Raw genomic sequence first — 15,510 nt, forward strand, 5'->3', positions numbered from 1 at the left:
CTGTGCGTCCCCGGGAGACCCCATGCCCGCACCAACCGCCCCTTCCGTACGGCGTCTTCGCTCCACCGCCCGCGCCATACTGCCGTTCCCCGAACCCGAGAGCTGGCTGGACGTCGACACCGGGGACGCCGACTTCCCGGAGGCGGCGCGAACGTTCTTCCCCTACACGGCCTTCGACGGTCTGGACCCCACCCCCCGCGTCCTGCACGCCCAGGCGATCGAGCGCCTGGAGGAGGGCTACCAGGCCCGTCTGACGGACCCGCGGATCGTCGCCCACCTGCGCGCCCGCTACGACGTGGTCAGCCTGCTGAACCGCCGCCCGGATCCCGCGGAACTCCGGGCGGCCCTCGCCGTCCTGCGCCCCGGCGGCCACCTCCTGGTGGAGTCCCGGGACGACCCCCGCGCCGAACTGGAGTCCCGGGGCTGCACCGTCATCGCGACGGCCCGCCGATCCGCGCACATCCCGGCCCGACTGACGGCCCGTCTGCCGGACACCCCCGGGATGCTGACCTCCACCGCGCGAGCGCTGGACCACACCCTGGCCCTCCTCCTCGCCGGCACCCGCTTCGCGAAGGCGTACCGGGTGATCGCCCGCAAGGAGCCGTCAGCCCCGTAGGACCATCGCCTGTCCCGCCACCACCAGCACCACCTGCTCGCACTCGCCCGCGAACGCGGCGTTCAGCCGCCCCAGTTCGTCCCGGTACCGGCGCCCGGACGCGGTGGCCGGCACGATCCCCGACCCCACCTCGTTCGACACGGCCACCACGGTCCGCCGCGCCTCCCGCACCGCCTGAGTCAACTCCCGCACCCGCGACCGCAGTTCCCGCTCCCCGCCGTCGGCCCACTCCGCGTCGTCCCACGCTCCGACGGCGTCCATCGCGTCCGTCAGCCACAGCGACAGACAGTCGACCAGCAACGGCGCCCCGTCGTCCTTCAGCAGCGGCACCAGGTCGCAGGTCTCCGTCGTACGCCACGATCCGGGCCGCCGCTCCCGGTGTGCGGTGACCCGGGAGGCCCACTCGGTGTCCCCGTTCCGCGACCCGCCGGTCGCCACGTACAGCACGTCGGGGAACGCCTCAAGACGCCGCTCGGCCTCCACCGACTTCCCGGACCGTGCCCCGCCCAGCACCAGCGTCCGCCGCGGCACATCCGGTACGTCCTCGTAGGCGCCGACGACCAGAGTCGTCCCGTCGGGCACCGTCCGCGCCCCGGCCGCGGCCAGCCTGCGCCGCACCTCGGCGCCGGGCGGCACGTCGTGATCGACATGCACGGCGACGACGTCGGTCGTGGGCCCCACGGCCCCGACGGCCCGCAGCCGGGCGAGCGCGTCCGGCCGCCGTACGACATCGGCGAGCACCATGTCATACGACTCCACGGCCCCCTTCTCCAGCCCCGCGGGCGCACCCCCGGGCGGCAGGTACAGCACCCGCTGCCCGGCGGGCCCGGTGACGGCGTACCCGGTCCCCGGCGCGTCCATCGGCACGGCCCGCATCCGATGCCCCGTCAACAACGTCAACTCCCGCCCGTCCGGCACCCGCCCCGGCTGCGGAAGACCTGCGGGCACCTCGACGGGGGGCCCGTCATGGGGGTGTGACAGCAGGACCTGCCCCACCCCGGCGAGCGACTGCCCGGCCCGGGCGGCGGCGAAGGCGGCACCGGGGGTGAGATCGAGCAGCAGGATCCCGTCGACGAGCACGGCGGTGGCGGCCCGCGCGTTCTCACCGAGCGCGGTGGCGCACGCGGCACAGGGACAGAAGGGCCGGGGGAGACCGGCGGGGGCGCCGGTGCCGAGCAGAGTCAGTTCCACGGGACCGATTCTCGCCGCTCCCCGGTGATCCAGCGCGCGCGGAGAGGCTTTCAGGGGCGCGGGCCCGTGCCGATCTGCGGCTCCGCCGCGAGGGTGCGCGCAACCCCCACCGGCCCGCGGCCCGCGAACTACCGCTTAGGGTGCTCTTCGTAACGGATCAAACACGGGAGGCTCACATGGCGACATGGACCTGGCGATTCGAGAAGGCCGACGGCGCGGAGACCCAACCCGCCGTGGAGCCGGAGGAGTTCACCACCCAGGGCGACGCCGAGTCCTGGCTCGGCGAGTACTGGAAGCCCCTGCTCGCCGGCGGCGCGGAACAGGTGCGGCTGTTCGAGGACGCCACCGAGATCTACGGCCCGATGAGCCTGAAGGCGGCAGAGGAAGCGTGACCGGGGTGGGCGAGGGCCGGCCCTCGCCCACCACCGCTACTGCTCGCCCAGCGTCACCTCCACCGTCTTCGCGCTGCCGTCCCGGGTGTAGGTCACGGAGGTCTTCTGACCCGGCTTGCCCGCCGCGAGCGCCTCGGAGAGCGAGGCGATGGTCGTGATCCCCCCGAGTCTCACGTCGGGGCGAAGGCCCGGGCCTGCGCTGTTCGTCCGCACGGGCTCAGCCCCGCACCCCGCACAGGTGCAGCAGCGCGGCGACCCCACGGTACGGATCCGTCCGCCCGGCCCGCTCCTCGCAGGCCAGCAGCGCCTCCATGTCGTCCGGCGTCCCGGCCTCGTCCGCCGCCGTGTCCGTGAACACCCGCACCCCGTACCAGGCCTGGAGCGGCGCCCCGATGCCGGCGAGCGTCGCGGTCAGCGTGCTCAGCCGGTCGGCCCGCACATCGAGCCCCAGCCGGTTGCGGTACGCGGTGCTGTCGAAGGCCCCCAGCGCGCCCGCCCAGTCCCCGGCCAGTCCCGGCCGCATCGCCAGCGCGTCAGCGTTGCGCACGAGCAGCGACAGCAGCCCGCCCGGTGCCAGCATCCGCGCAAGACCGGCAAGCAGCGGATCCGGCTCCTCGACGTACATGAGCACGCCGTGGCACAGCACCACGTCGAAACTGCCCGGCAGGAAGTGCACCCCGGTGTCCCGGCCGTCGCCCTCGATGATCCGCATCCGCTCCCGGATGCCCTCGGGCTCGGCGGACAGGGCCTTGCGGGCCGCCGCGACCATGGTGGCGTCCCGCTCGAGCCCGGTCACCTGATGCCCGGCCCGGGCCAGTCGCAGCGCCTGCGTGCCCTGGCCCATCCCCACGTCGAGCACCCGCAGCCGCTGTCCGACCGGGTACCGGCCCACTATCTGCTCGTCGAGCTGCCGGGCCACCAGCTCCTGTCGTACGACATTTCGCAGCCCGCCGAGCTTTCCCAGCCAGGCGTCGGCCGCACCCCCGGAGAAAGACGTCGTACTCAGGGCCGCTCTCCGCGCTTGACCTGCGGCTTCGGCAGCCGGAGGCGACGCATCTGCAGGGAGCGCATCAGGGCGTAGGCGACCGCGCCCTTGCGGTTCTGGTCCGGGAAGCGCTCGGCGAGCCGCTTCTTCAGACGGAAACCGGTGAGGATCGAGTCGAGCACGATGAGCACGATCACGACGAGCCACAGCAGCAGCGCGATGCTCTGGAGCGCGCCCACCCGCACCAGGCTCAGCACGAGAATGACCACGGCCATCGGCAGGAAGAACTCCGCCACGTTGAACCGCGCGTCGATGGTGTCGCGGGCGAACTTGCGCACCGGGCCCTTGTCCCGCGCGGGCAGGTACCGCTCGTCACCGCCGGCCAGCGCCTGGCGCTGCCTCTCCAGCGCCGAGCGGCGCTCCTCGCGCTGGCGCTTGGCGGCGTCCTTGCGGGTGAGCGACGTGTTGGCGACGCTGCGGCGCTGGGACTGGGCCTCACTGCGCTTCGGCGTGGGCCGGCCCTTGGGGGCCTGAGGGTCGCGGGGCTGCTTGGAGTCGGTCAGCTGCGCCTTGTCGGCGACGGCGGCCTTCTCTTCCTTGGTGGCACGGCTACGGAACACAAAACCCAAGGGTAAGGGGTGTCCGGGGTTGGACCCCAGCCCGGTGGGGAACGATCCGGCAACACCAGTCGTCATGCAGGGGGACAGAGGGGACGTCCGGTGTCGGTTGCTCACCCTGAAGGTCACCTACTCCTTACGCCGGAGCAGGGGATCGGTCAGTCGTCCTTGGGGATGAGCGCATCCGTCCCGGAACAGTGCGTCAATGGATGCAGGGCCCGTACTGTGGGTTCTGTCGCAGAGCTGAGCTGGAAGTCCGTCAGAAGGGGGCGCGCGAAGCCCATGAGCGGTGTCATGAAGCGTATGGGGATGATCTTCCGCGCGAAGGCGAACAAGGCCCTTGACCGGGCCGAGGACCCGCGCGAAACCCTCGATTACTCGTACCAGAAGCAGCTGGAGCTGCTCCAGAAGGTGCGCCGGGGCGTGGCCGACGTGGCCACCTCCCGCAAGCGCCTGGAACTCCAGCTGAACCAGCTGCAGTCGCAGTCCTCGAAGCTGGAGGACCAGGGCCGCAAGGCGCTCGCGCTCGGCCGTGAGGACCTCGCCCGTGAGGCGCTGTCCCGCCGTGCCGCGCTCCAGCAGCAGGTGACCGACCTGGAGACCCAGCACTCGACGCTGCAGGGCGAGGAGGAGAAGCTCACCCTTGCGGCCCAGCGCCTCCAGGCCAAGGTGGACGCCTTCCGGACCAAGAAGGAGACCATCAAGGCGACCTACACGGCGGCCCAGGCGCAGACCCGGATCGGCGAGGCCTTCTCCGGCATCTCCGAGGAGATGGGCGACGTGGGCCTGGCGATTCAGCGCGCCGAGGACAAGACCGCCCAGCTCCAGGCCCGGGCCGGCGCCATCGACGAACTCCTCGCCTCGGGTGCCCTGGACGACCAGTCCGGCATGCACAAGGACGACATCCAGGCCGAGCTGGACCGGCTCTCCGGTGGTACGGATGTAGAGCTGGAACTGCAGCGCATGAAGGCGGAGCTGGCGGGAGGCTCGTCGTCGCAGCAGGCCATCGAGGGCGGTACCGGCCAGTCGCAGTCCCAGCAGCCGCAGGACACTCCACGCTTCGACAAGCAGTAGGTCCCACGCCGAGGAGGGCGACATGATCGTTCGGATCATGGGGGAGGGGCAGGTGCGGCTGGCCGAGAGCCACCTCGCCGACCTGAACAAGCTGGACGACGAGCTGTTGGCCGAGATGGAGAAGGGCGACGGGCCGGGATTCCGCCGCACCCTCCAGGCCCTCCTCGCCCGCGTCCGGGACTTGGGCGTGCCGCTCCCGGACGACTCCCTGGAACCCTCCGAACTGATCCTCCCGTCCCCGGACGCGACCCTGGAGGAAGTCCGGGACCTGCTCAGCGACGACGGCCTGATCCCGGGCTGATCCCGCACTCCGCGCGCGGGATCGATCCCTGAGCCGGTCAGGGCGCTCTGCTCCAGCCGTTCGGGGAAGCCCGCCCGGCCAGGGTGGGCCCGCACCACTCCCCTCCCGCCGCCGTCCCCCGGGGGCTCCACGCTTCAGCCCGCCCCAAGCCCCGACCCACTTCCGAGAACTGGCGGGCCCCGGAGTGGTCCTCACGCCCCGTGCCGCGAGGCCGGAAACGTACAGGTGGCCGGGGCTCCGCCTCCGGCATCACCCTGCCCGCGTCCGAGGACCGGTCGGCCCCGGAGCGCCCCGGTCCGCGAGGCCGTCGGAAACGTACAGGTGGTCGCGGTTCCACCCGAGGCCGCGCCGCCCCCGGCACCATCCCCCCCGTCCGAGGACCCGAGGGCCCCCGGAGCGGTCACCGCGACCCGGGCCGCGAGGCCGGAAACGTACAGGTGGCTCCCGTTCCGCCCCCGGCAGGGCCCCCGTACTGTTCAAGAGTGAGCCGCCCCCTCGACCGTGCCCGGCACCACCTCAAGGCGCACCCCCTGGCCCTGGACGCCGTCCTCGCGGCGGGCGTACTCGCCTGCATGGTGGCCGGTTCCTTCGTCGAGCCCCATGACCAGGACGCAGTCAGCTGGAGCATCCGCACCCCCGACCTGCTCAGCCTCGTCCTCATGGCCCTCGCCGCCCTCGCGCTGGTCTTCCGCCGCCGCGCCCCCCTCACCGTCCTCGCCCTCACCGGCACCGCCTCCATCATCGAGTGCGTCACCGGCGACCCCCGCGCCCCCGTCGCCATGGCCGCCGTGATCGCCCTCTACACGGTCGCCTCCACCACCGACCGCCCCACCACCTGGCGCGCCGGCCTGCTCACCATGACCGTCCTCACCAGCGCCGCGATGCTCGCGGGGCCGCTGCCCTGGTACGCCCAGGAGAACCTCGCCATCTTCGCCTGGACCGGCATCGGCGCCACCGCCGGCGACGCGGTCCGCAGCCGCCGCGCCTTCGTCCAGGCCATAAGAGAGCGCGCCGAGAAGGCCGAGCGCACCCGTGAGGAGGAGGCCCGGCGCAGGGTCGCCGAGGAGCGTCTGCGCATCGCCCGCGACCTGCACGACGTCGTCGCCCACCACATCGCCCTGGTCAACGTCCAGGCCGGAGTCGCCGCGCACGTCATGGACAAACGGCCCGACCAGGCCAAGGAAGCCCTCGCCCATGTCCGCGAGGCCAGCCGCTCCGCCCTCAACGAACTCCGCGCCACCGTGGGCCTGCTGCGGCAGTCCGGCGACCCCGAGGCCCCCACCGAACCCGCCCCGGGCCTCGCCCGCCTCGACGAACTCGTCGGCACCTTCCGCAGCGCGGGCCTGCCCGTCGAGGTCGCCCGCGCCGACCACGGCACCACCCTGCCCGCCGCCGTGGACCTGGCCGCCTACCGGGTCATCCAGGAAGCCCTCACGAACGTCCGCAAACACGCCGGGACGGACGCGAAGGCCGAGGTCAGCGTCGTACGCGTCGGCCCCAACGTGGAGATCACGGTCCTCGACGACGGTGCCGGCGACGACGACGACCCGGACAACGGCGGCGGCCACGGCCTGCTCGGCATGCGCGAACGCGTCACCGCCCTGCGCGGCACCCTCACCACCGGTCCCCGCTACGGAGGCGGCTTCCGCGTCCATGCGATCCTGCCCGTCAAGACCCGTGCCGCGGCAAGGGACGAACCGGGGGAGCCCGTATGACGATCCGTGTCCTGCTCGCCGACGACCAGGCGCTGCTGCGCAGCGCCTTCCGGGTGCTCGTCGACTCGGAACCGGACATGGAGGTGGTCGGCGAGGCGTCCGACGGCGCCGAGGCCGTACGGCTGACCAGGCAGGAGCGCGCCGACGTCGTGCTCATGGACATCCGGATGCCCGGCACGGACGGGCTCGCCGCCACCCGCATGATCAGCGAGGACCCCTCCCTCGCCCATGTCCGCGTGGTCATCCTGACCACCTTCGAGGTCGACGACTACGTCGTGCAGTCCCTGCGCGCCGGCGCCTCCGGCTTCCTCGGCAAGGGCAGCGAACCCGAGGAACTCCTCAGCGCCATCCGGGTCGCGGCCGGCGGCGAGGCCCTGCTGTCCCCGGCCGCCACCAAGGGCCTGATCGCCCGCTTCCTCGCCCAGGGCGACGCGGACGACAACGACCCGGTGAGCTCCGAACGCCTCGCCGCCCTCACCGTCCGCGAGCGCGAGGTCCTCGTCCAGGTCGCCGGCGGTCACTCCAACGACGAGATCGCCGAGCGCCTGGAGGTCAGCCCGCTCACCGTCAAGACCCACGTCAACCGGGCCATGGCCAAGCTGGGCGCCCGGGACCGGGCCCAGCTCGTGGTGATCGCGTACGAGTCGGGGCTGGTGCGGCCGAGAGCGGAATGACCCGGGTGCACTCCGCCCTCGCGGCGATGTCGAGAACTCGTGCCCCGCTCCGTCCCCGTGGTGAGAGCGGCCAGAATGGGTCGCATCGGGACCGAGGAGAGACACCATGGCCAAGTACCTGCTGCTGAAGCACTACCGTGGCGCCCCGGCTCCGGCCAACGACGTGCCCATGGAGCAGTGGACGCCCGAGGAGATCTCGGCGCACGTGCAGTACATGCGGGACTTCGCGGCCCGGCTGGAGGAGAGCGGGGAGTTCGTCGACAGCCAGGCGCTCACCCCCGAGGGGACATGGGTCCGCTACGACGGTGAGGGTCGGCCGCCGGTGACCGACGGCCCGTTCGCCGAGACCAAGGACCTCATCGCCGGGTGGATGGTGATCGACGTCGACAGCCACGAGCGGGCCGTCGAGCTGGCCGGGGAGCTGTCGGCTGCCCCCGGCGCGGGCGGAAAGCCGATCCACGAGTGGCTCGAGCTGCGCCCCTTCATGACCGAGCACCAGACCTGCGTCACGGAGTGACCACGTGACCACGTCCATGGACGAGGCGCTGCTCAGAAGCCTCACCCCGAGCGTGCTCGCCGTCCTCGTCCGCCGCGGAGCCGACTTCGCGGCGGCCGAGGACGCCGTCCAGGACGCCCTCGTCGAGGCCATGCGGGTCTGGCCGGACGACCCGCCGCGGGACGCCAAGGGCTGGCTGGTCACCGTGGCCTGGCGCAAGTTCCTCGACGCGACCCGCTCGGACACCGCCCGCCGCCGGCGAGAGGGCCGTATCGAAGAGGAACCGGTGCCCGGCCCCACGCCCGCCGTGGACGACACCCTCCAGCTCTACTTCCTGTGCGCCCACCCCTCGCTCACCCCGTCCTCCGCCGTCGCCCTCACCCTGCGCGCCGTCGGCGGACTCACCACCCGCCAGATCGCCCGGGCCTACCTCGTGCCCGAGGCGACCATGGCGCAGCGCATCAGCCGGGCCAAGCGCACCGTCTCCGGCGTCCGCTTCGACCGGCCCGGCGATGTCGCCACCGTGCTGCGCGTCCTCTACCTGGTCTTCAACGAGGGCTACTCCGGCGATGTCGACCTCGCCGCCGAGGCCATCCGGCTCACCCGGCAGCTCGCCGCCGCCATCGACCATCCCGAGGTCGCCGGGCTGCTCGCCCTCATGCTGCTCCACCACGCCCGCCGCGCCTCCCGCACCGCCCCCGACGGCAGCCTGGTGCCGCTCGCCGAGCAGGACCGCACCCGCTGGGACACCGCGGCGATCGCCGAGGGTGTGCGGATCCTCCAGGCCGCCCTCGCCCGCGACCGGCTGGGCGAGTTCCAGGCCCAGGCCGCCATCGCCGCCCTGCACGCCGACGCCCCCACCGCCGAGGAGACCGACTGGGTGCAGATCGTCGAGTGGTACGACGAGCTCGCCCGCCTCACCGACAGTCCCGTCGTCCGTCTCAACCGCGCGGTCGCCGTGGGCGAGGCGGACGGCCCCCGAGCGGGCCTGGCCGCGCTGGCCGCGCTGGAGGACTCACTGCCCCGCCACACCGCGGCCGCGGCCTATCTCCACGAACGCGCCGGCGACCTGACGACCGCCGCACGCCTGTACGCCGAGGCCGCCCACAAGGCCCCCAACCTCGCCGAACGCGACTACCTGACCCGCCAGGCGGCCCGGCTCAACTCGCGCCCGGGGGCGTGACGGGCGGGCCGGGGCCTTTCCCCGGCGGGTCCGGTCACCCCCGTTACATATGCTGTGCCTTGGACTGCCGCACGGGGGAAGGGGATGCGGGCGTGCCGCTGCACAAGGACGACCCGAAATCGGTCGGTGGGTACCGGCTGGCCGACCGGCTCGGGTCCGGGGGCATGGGCATCGTCTACCTGGGCAGGGCACGGTCGGGGCGCGAGGTCGCCGTGAAGGTCGTGCACGCCCAGTACGCCGAGGACAAGGTCTTCCGCGCCCGCTTCCGCCAGGAGATCGAGTCCGTCCGCAAGGTGAGCGGTGCCTTCACCGCGCCGGTGGTGGACGCCGACTCCGAGGCGGTACGGCCCTGGATGGCCACCCAGTACGTACCCGGCCCCTCCCTCGCCGACCGGATCCGTGAGCGGGGCGCGCTCAGAGACGGCGAACTGCGGCGGCTGGCCCTCGGGCTGGTGGAGGCGCTGCGGGACATCCACCGGGCCGGGGTCGTGCACCGCGACCTCAAGCCCGCCAACGTCCTGATGGCCGAGGACGGCCCCCGTGTCATCGACTTCGGCATCTCCCGCGCCGCCGAGAACCACAACACCCTCACCGAGACCGGGCAGATGATCGGCACTCCGCCCTTCATGTCCCCGGAACAGTTCACCGACGCCCGCACCGTCGGCCCCGCCTCGGACGTCTTCTCGCTGGGGGCACTGCTGGTGTTCGCCCTCACGGGGCGCGGGCCCTTCGACGCCGACAGCCCCTATCTGACCGCTTTCCGGGTCGTCCACGAGGCACCCGTGCTGAACGGTGTGGCCCAGCCGCTGCGCGCGGTCCTGGAGCGCTGTCTGGCCAAGGAGGCCGCCAAGCGGCCCGGCCTCGACGAACTGGCGCGCACGTTCGCGGAGATCCTGCCCGAGCCGCACCCCGATGACCCGGCCACCGTGACGTTCCGGCCGGTCGGACAGCCGGCCGTCGAGGAGGCCCCCGTCGAGGCCGGCCCGGCGGCGACCGCACGGCCCGGGCGCGGGTGGGGTCGCCGCACCCGCTCCCTCGTGGCGGCCGGCACGGTGGGCGTGCTGTCCCTGGGCTTCCTGGCCTATCTGGGGTTCGGGCCCGGCTTTCCCGGGAGTTCCGGGACAGCGGGCCCCAGTCCGTCCGCGGCCTCCCGCTGGGCGGCGGTGCCCGCCGACTGGGAGCCGTGGCAGACGACGGTGTACGCGACGGCGTCGAAGGGCGCGGACAAGCCGCTGCGGAAGGAGGGCGAGTCCACGTGTGTGACACATGAGGACGCCGTCTACTGCGGGGGCAGCGGCCTCCTTCCCGTGCGGCTGGACGGCCGCACCGGCAGAACCGTCTGGCGGGCCGACCTCGCGTCGAACCTCAGCGGGACGGGGAGGTACGACTCCGTGGTCCTCGGTGTCCGGGACGGCGCGGTACTCGTCCAGCAGATCGTTTACGAGGAGTCCTTCAACCAGTCCCTCGCCAAGGTGGTCGCCCTCGACGCGGAGAGCGGCGAGCAGCTGTGGGCCCGCGAGATGAACCAGATTGCCAACGCCGCGACCCTGGCCGACGACCTCTTGCTGACCCCTGTCGGCCGGAAGCTCACGGCCCGCTCCCCGCGCACGGGCGCCGGACGCTGGACCTTCACCACGCCCGCCGATCACTACTGCACCTACACGACGCTCGGCACCGCCCTGTACGCGCAGTGCCTCGCGTCGGACACCGCCGAGAACACCCGGTTCCTGGAGCTGAACCGGACGGACGGGTCGGTGGTACGACGCCTGGAGGCGCCGTACGCGTGCGGCCTGCTCGGCACCGTCGGCGGACGGGCCGCCTGCGTGGCGGGAGGAGACGGTTCGGAGCTCCTGGAGGACACGACGTTCGGAGAGGTCCTCCTCCTGGATCCGCGGTCGGGGACCCGCACGACCACGAAGCTGACGCGGAGGTACCAGGGTTCGGTGACCATGGCGGCCGGCACCCTGTGGATCGCCGGAACCGACGGCCGGGTGACCGCGGTCTCCCCGCTGACCGGCAAGCAGCTGTGGCAGACCCGGACCGGCGTCGAACGCTCGGGCAGGCCCACCTACGACACCCGGTCCCGCACCCTGTACCTGGTCAGCCCCAGCGGACGGGTCGCGGCCCTGGACGCGCACCGGGGCCGGCTGCTGTGGGAGACGGGCCCCCGCGCCGAGCGGCTCTCGAACAGCGAAGGGACCAAACCCGAGGTGCTGTCCTACGGCGGCGCACTGGTCGTGACCACCCCGGACGGCACCGTCTTCAGTCTGGACCCCGCCCACCCCGGGACATCGGGGTGAGCGGCGTCCGCGGCGGGCCTACGGCAGCGCCAGCATCCGCTCCAGCGCCAGCTTGGCGAACGCCTCCGTCTCCTTGTCGACCTCGATCCGGTTGACGAGCGTGCCCTCGGCCAGGGACTCCAGGGTCCAGACCAGGTGGGGCAGGTCGATGCGGTTCATGGTCGAGCAGAAGCAGACCGTCTTGTCGAGGAAGACGATCTCCTTGCCCTCGGGGGCGAAACGGTTCGCGAGGCGTCGTACGAGATTGAGCTCCGTGCCGATCGCCCACTTCGAGCCGGCCGGGGCCGCCTCCAGCGCCTTGATGATGTACTCGGTCGAGCCGACGTAGTCCGCGGCGGCCACGACCTCGTGCTTGCACTCGGGGTGGACGAGGACGTTCACTCCGGGGATGCGGGCGCGGACGTCCTCCACGGACTCCAGCGAGAAGCGGCCGTGGACCGAGCAGTGCCCGCGCCACAGGATCATCTTCGCGTCCCGCAGCTGCTCGGCGGTCAGGCCGCCGTTCGGCTTGTGCGGGTTGTAGAGGACGCAGTCCTCCAGGGTCATCCCCATGTCCCGCACGGCGGTGTTGCGGCCGAGGTGCTGGTCGGGGAGGAACAGCACCTTCTCGCCCTGCTCGAAGGCCCACTCAAGAGCCTTCTTGGCATTGGACGACGTGCAGATGGTGCCGCCGTGCTTGCCCGTGAACGCCTTGATGTCCGCGGAGGAGTTCATGTACGACACCGGCACGACCTGCTCGGCTATGCCGGCCTCGGTGAGCACGTCCCAGCATTCGGCGACCTGCTCGGCCGTCGCCATGTCGGCCATGGAGCAGCCGGCGGCGAGGTCGGGCAGCACGACCTTCTGGTCGTCGGACGTGAGGATGTCCGCGGACTCGGCCATGAAGTGCACACCGCAGAACACGATGTACTCGGCCTCCGGGCGCGCGGCCGCGTCCCGGGCCAGCTTGAAGGAGTCGCCCGTGACGTCGGCGAACTGGATGACCTCGTCACGCTGGTAGTGGTGGCCGAGGACGAACACCTTGTCGCCGAGCTTCTCCTTGGCCGCGCGGGCGCGCTCGACCAGGTCGGGGTCGGACGGCGAGGGCAGATCGCCGGGACACTCGACGCCCCGCTCGCTCCTCGGGTCGGCCTCGCGGCCGAGCAGCAACAGGGCGAGCGGAGTCGGCTGTACGTCGAGCTCCGTGGTCTGGGCGGTGGTCACGACACGCACCCTTTCTACTTTTCGTCGAACTGACGTTATCTATCATAACCCGGTTCACGTCACTTTGACGATGGTCATTGCGTCGATGTGACGTGAATCCCGAAGAACGGCGGATGAGCCGTTTTCCGCTCCGCGTCGCGTGTGCGAGCATGAAGAAGGCGCCGAAAACCGGCGTCCGGCCCGGAATGAATCCGCGGCCTTGCCGGTTGCACCAGTCGGCAAGCAGTCTCCGTACAACCCGGGAGAGATGTAGATGTCCGTATCGGACGAGACCGGCACCGTCACCGACGGCATCATCCTGTCCGACGCCGCCGCGGCGAAGGTCAAGGCCCTGCTCGACCAGGAAGGCCGTGACGACCTGGCCCTGCGCGTCGCCGTTCAGCCCGGCGGCTGCTCCGGCCTGCGTTACCAGCTCTTCTTCGACGAGCGCTCGCTCGACGGCGACGTCGTCAAGGACTTCGACGGCGTCAAGGTCGTCACCGACCGCATGAGCGCCCCGTACCTGGGCGGCGCGTCCATCGACTTCGTGGACACCATCGAGAAGCAGGGCTTCACGATCGACAACCCGAACGCGACCGGCTCCTGCGCCTGCGGCGACTCCTTCAGCTGAGCCGCGGGTTCCGACCCGGTTCCGAGCGACAGAAGGCGGCGGCCCCCTTTGAAGGGGCCGCCGCCTTCGCGCGTCTCCGCCTACCGGGCCCCGGAGGTCTCCGGCAGCCGTGCCCCCGCCTTCTTCAGCGGGATCTCCTTGCCGTCCGAGCCCACGACCTTGCGGTCACCGAGCGGCTCGTCGAGTGTCACGGTCTTCTGCATCTCCTTGGCGATCGCGATGCAGACCTGGTCCTGCCACGGCGTGAAGGTCACCTTGACCGTCACCTCGTCCGCGCTCTCGCTCGCCGTCGCCGCGTAGTCCCCGCACACCCCGCCGGTGAAGCTCACGGTCAGCTCGTTGCCCTCGGCCGTGTAGCCGTCCACCTCGACGTCCCGCGTCTTCGGCGTGGCGGAGGGCCGGTCGGAGGGCGCGGTGGGGGACGCGGGCGTGGTCGGCGTCGCGGTCGCCGGGGAGGCGATGTACCGCGGGTCGACCGCCGGATACGTCACCGTGAAGGCGTCCTTCGCGCCCGTCGCCCGCACCTCGAACAACCAGGACGGCACGAGGGCCTGCCGGCCGCCCACGAAGTGCGAGGCCAGCCCGAACACCGCCTTCTCGACGGTGAGCGTGCTCTTCGCCGGGCTCGCCGTCGACTCCCCGCAGGGCGCCTCCAGCCGGTCCTTCAGCGGTACGGGACTGGCGCAGCCGCCGATGCCCATGCGGTGGTCGGTCGCGGGCACCTTGTTCAGCAGGCCCAGCGTCTTCTCGGCGCTCAGCACGGGATACGTGTCGCCCTTCACCGGCGCCTTCAACTGGCCGGTGCCGCCGACCACTTCACCCTGGCCGTTCACGGTGACGCCGGTCGCCCAGCCGTAGGTGGGCAGCCCGCCCACGAGCGGATCGGCGTTCACGATCCGCTGGGCGCCCATGACCTGGCTCGCGTCCAGTTTCGCGGTGTCCTGACCGAGCGCCTTCAGCACCGGTGCGGCGGCCTTCTCCGCGACCGCCGTGCTCACCGGGGGGCCGGTGGGGGTCTCGGGCTCCTGCCCGCACACAGTGGCGCTGCCGCAGTCGTCGGGGACGGAGGAGTAGCGCTGGAAGGTCCACGCGCCCGGCGCCTGCCGGTTCACCTGGAGACTCGGCCCCGAACCGTCTTTGACCCCGACCCGCCAGACCTGCCCCTGCGCGACCGGCGTCCCGTCGACCCCGAGCGCCTCGGCGAGCCGCGCCACGTCGTCCTCGGTGACCTGCCCCTGGGTCCGGTAGACAGGCGCCGAGTCGGGCCCGTCCGGGAGGCTGCCGTCCACGCGATAGGTCACGCCGTACGGATTCGGCTCCCCGGGCGCGATCCCGTTCCCCCCTCCACCGCCCGCGCGGTAACCGTCGAGCGCGAGAGGCGGCGGGGTGTCGTCGCCGGACGCGCCGGTGGTCGTACCGTCACCGGACCCTCCGGAGGCCCCGGCGGCGAGGTACGCCCCGCCTCCTCCGACCAGCAGCACGGCAGCGGCCACGGCGGCAATGGCGACGGGGGACCGATGCCGGGCGGGGCGGGGTGCGCCGGCATCCCCGTGCCGGGGGATCTCGGAGTCGGGGAGTTCGGGAGCGGGGGCAGCCTGACCGGGGCCGGCATCGGCATCGGTGCCGAGGCGGGCGGGGGCCTTGGGCGCGTCCTTGTTGGCGGGGGATGCGCCGGTTGCGCGGCCGTCCGGTTCGGCGGCCGGGGTGGAGTCCGCGTCGGCGTCGGCGTCGGCGAGACCGGCGGCCTGGTCGGCGGTGGCGGCCTCGGCGGCCGTGCGCTTGCTCAGGTCGGCGAGGGAGCCGGGGCTCGCGGAGTCATCCGGTTCGGCGGGCCCGGCTCCCGCGCCGGCGGTGGAGTCCGTATCGGCGTCGGTGGAGGGCTCGGGTTGGTCGAGGTCGGCGGGTTGGTCGGTGGCGGCGGCGTCGGGGGTCGTGAGCTTGCTCAGCTCGGCAGGGGAGTGGGGGCTCGCGGAGTCATCCGGTTCGGGGGCACCGGCTCCCGCGGCGGCGGTGGCGTCCGTGTGGGCGTCGGCGGTGGGCCGGGGTTGGTCGAGGTCGGCGGGTTGGTCGGTGGCGGCGGCGTCGGGGGTCGTGAGCTTGCTCGGCTCGGCAGGGGAGTGGGGGCTCGCGAAGTCATCCGGTTCGGCGGGACC

The 15,510-nt window shown here is 72.5% G+C and carries 15 protein-coding genes and 1 pseudogene; 10 read left to right on the forward strand and 6 right to left on the reverse strand.

Annotated features, from left to right (window positions below; translation table 11 throughout):
- The first annotated feature begins 22 nt into the window (after window positions 1–22).
- Window positions 23–616, forward strand: a complete 594-nt coding sequence (locus D1369_RS29690; RefSeq protein ID WP_037899710.1) for a methyltransferase domain-containing protein — start codon at window positions 23–25, stop codon at window positions 614–616.
- Here the strand turns inward: D1369_RS29690 and D1369_RS29695 are convergent.
- Window positions 605–1,807 (reverse strand): bifunctional adenosylcobinamide kinase/adenosylcobinamide-phosphate guanylyltransferase, encoded by a 1,203-nt coding sequence (locus D1369_RS29695; protein ID WP_118082702.1) that lies wholly within the window; start codon window positions 1,805–1,807, stop codon window positions 605–607. The genes D1369_RS29690 and D1369_RS29695 overlap by 12 nt on opposite strands.
- A 176-nt stretch (window positions 1,808–1,983) precedes the next feature.
- On the opposite strand from D1369_RS29695, the gene D1369_RS29700 reads away from it, so the two are divergent.
- Window positions 1,984–2,199 carry a hypothetical protein gene (locus tag D1369_RS29700; RefSeq protein ID WP_020115856.1) on the forward strand — a complete coding sequence of 72 codons (216 nt, stop codon included), beginning with the start codon at window positions 1,984–1,986 and terminating at the stop codon, window positions 2,197–2,199.
- A gap of 36 nt (window positions 2,200–2,235) precedes the next feature.
- On the opposite strand, the pseudogene D1369_RS29705 reads toward D1369_RS29700, so the two are convergent.
- From D1369_RS29705 to D1369_RS29715, 3 genes and pseudogenes are all read right to left on the reverse strand, one after another.
- Window positions 2,236–2,370 (reverse strand): annotated as a pseudogene (locus tag D1369_RS29705) (signal protein PDZ); the annotation flags it as partial.
- Window positions 2,371–2,416: 46 nt separating this feature from the next.
- Window positions 2,417–3,118, reverse strand: a complete 702-nt coding sequence (locus D1369_RS29710) for a methyltransferase domain-containing protein (protein ID WP_037899707.1) — start codon at window positions 3,116–3,118, stop codon at window positions 2,417–2,419.
- A gap of 83 nt (window positions 3,119–3,201) precedes the next feature.
- A complete protein-coding gene (locus D1369_RS29715; RefSeq protein WP_037899705.1) occupies window positions 3,202–3,804 on the reverse strand; it encodes a DUF3043 domain-containing protein in 603 nt (200 codons plus the stop codon).
- A 291-nt stretch (window positions 3,805–4,095) separates the two neighbouring features.
- On the opposite strand from D1369_RS29715, the gene D1369_RS29720 reads away from it, so the two are divergent.
- From D1369_RS29720 to D1369_RS29750, 7 genes are all read left to right on the forward strand, one after another.
- Window positions 4,096–4,875, forward strand: a complete 780-nt coding sequence (locus D1369_RS29720; RefSeq protein WP_234358555.1) for a PspA/IM30 family protein — start codon at window positions 4,096–4,098, stop codon at window positions 4,873–4,875.
- Window positions 4,876–4,897: 22 nt separating this feature from the next.
- Window positions 4,898–5,176, forward strand: coding sequence for a hypothetical protein (locus tag D1369_RS29725; RefSeq protein WP_007381500.1), 279 nt, complete (start codon window positions 4,898–4,900; stop codon window positions 5,174–5,176).
- Between the two features lie 482 nt (window positions 5,177–5,658).
- Window positions 5,659–6,891, forward strand: a complete 1,233-nt coding sequence (locus D1369_RS29730; RefSeq protein WP_007381499.1) for a histidine kinase — start codon at window positions 5,659–5,661, stop codon at window positions 6,889–6,891.
- Entirely contained in the window at window positions 6,888–7,565 is a 678-nt protein-coding gene (locus tag D1369_RS29735) for a response regulator transcription factor (protein ID WP_118082703.1), read from the forward strand. The genes D1369_RS29730 and D1369_RS29735 overlap by 4 nt, the downstream gene beginning before the upstream one ends.
- Window positions 7,566–7,671: 106 nt before the next feature.
- Window positions 7,672–8,082 carry a YciI family protein gene (locus D1369_RS29740; protein ID WP_007381498.1) on the forward strand — a complete coding sequence of 137 codons (411 nt, stop codon included), beginning with the start codon at window positions 7,672–7,674 and terminating at the stop codon, window positions 8,080–8,082.
- Between the two features lie 16 nt (window positions 8,083–8,098).
- A complete protein-coding gene (locus tag D1369_RS29745; RefSeq protein WP_037903231.1) occupies window positions 8,099–9,244 on the forward strand; it encodes a DUF6596 domain-containing protein in 1,146 nt (381 codons plus the stop codon).
- Between the two features lie 92 nt (window positions 9,245–9,336).
- A complete protein-coding gene (locus D1369_RS29750) occupies window positions 9,337–11,544 on the forward strand; it encodes a serine/threonine-protein kinase (protein WP_037899703.1) in 2,208 nt (735 codons plus the stop codon).
- Between the two features lie 18 nt (window positions 11,545–11,562).
- Here D1369_RS29750 and nadA read toward each other — a convergent pair whose 3' ends face one another.
- Complete coding sequence (gene nadA / locus D1369_RS29755; protein WP_037903227.1) at window positions 11,563–12,747, reverse strand: quinolinate synthase NadA; 1,185 nt, start codon at window positions 12,745–12,747, stop codon at window positions 11,563–11,565.
- 253 nt (window positions 12,748–13,000) lie between these two features.
- Here nadA and D1369_RS29765 point away from each other — a divergent pair, with 253 nt between their 5' ends.
- On the forward strand, window positions 13,001–13,357 hold the full coding sequence (locus tag D1369_RS29765; protein WP_007381494.1) for an iron-sulfur cluster assembly accessory protein: 357 nt from the start codon (window positions 13,001–13,003) through the stop codon (window positions 13,355–13,357).
- A gap of 80 nt (window positions 13,358–13,437) precedes the next feature.
- Here D1369_RS29765 and D1369_RS29770 read toward each other — a convergent pair whose 3' ends face one another.
- Window positions 13,438–15,303, reverse strand: a complete 1,866-nt coding sequence (locus tag D1369_RS29770) for a hypothetical protein (protein ID WP_240436187.1) — start codon at window positions 15,301–15,303, stop codon at window positions 13,438–13,440.
- Window positions 15,304–15,510 lie beyond the last annotated feature (207 nt).

Source organism: Streptomyces sp. CC0208, assembly GCF_003443735.1.
In the GTDB taxonomy this organism is placed as follows: Bacteria; Actinomycetota; Actinomycetes; order Streptomycetales; family Streptomycetaceae; genus Streptomyces; species Streptomyces sviceus.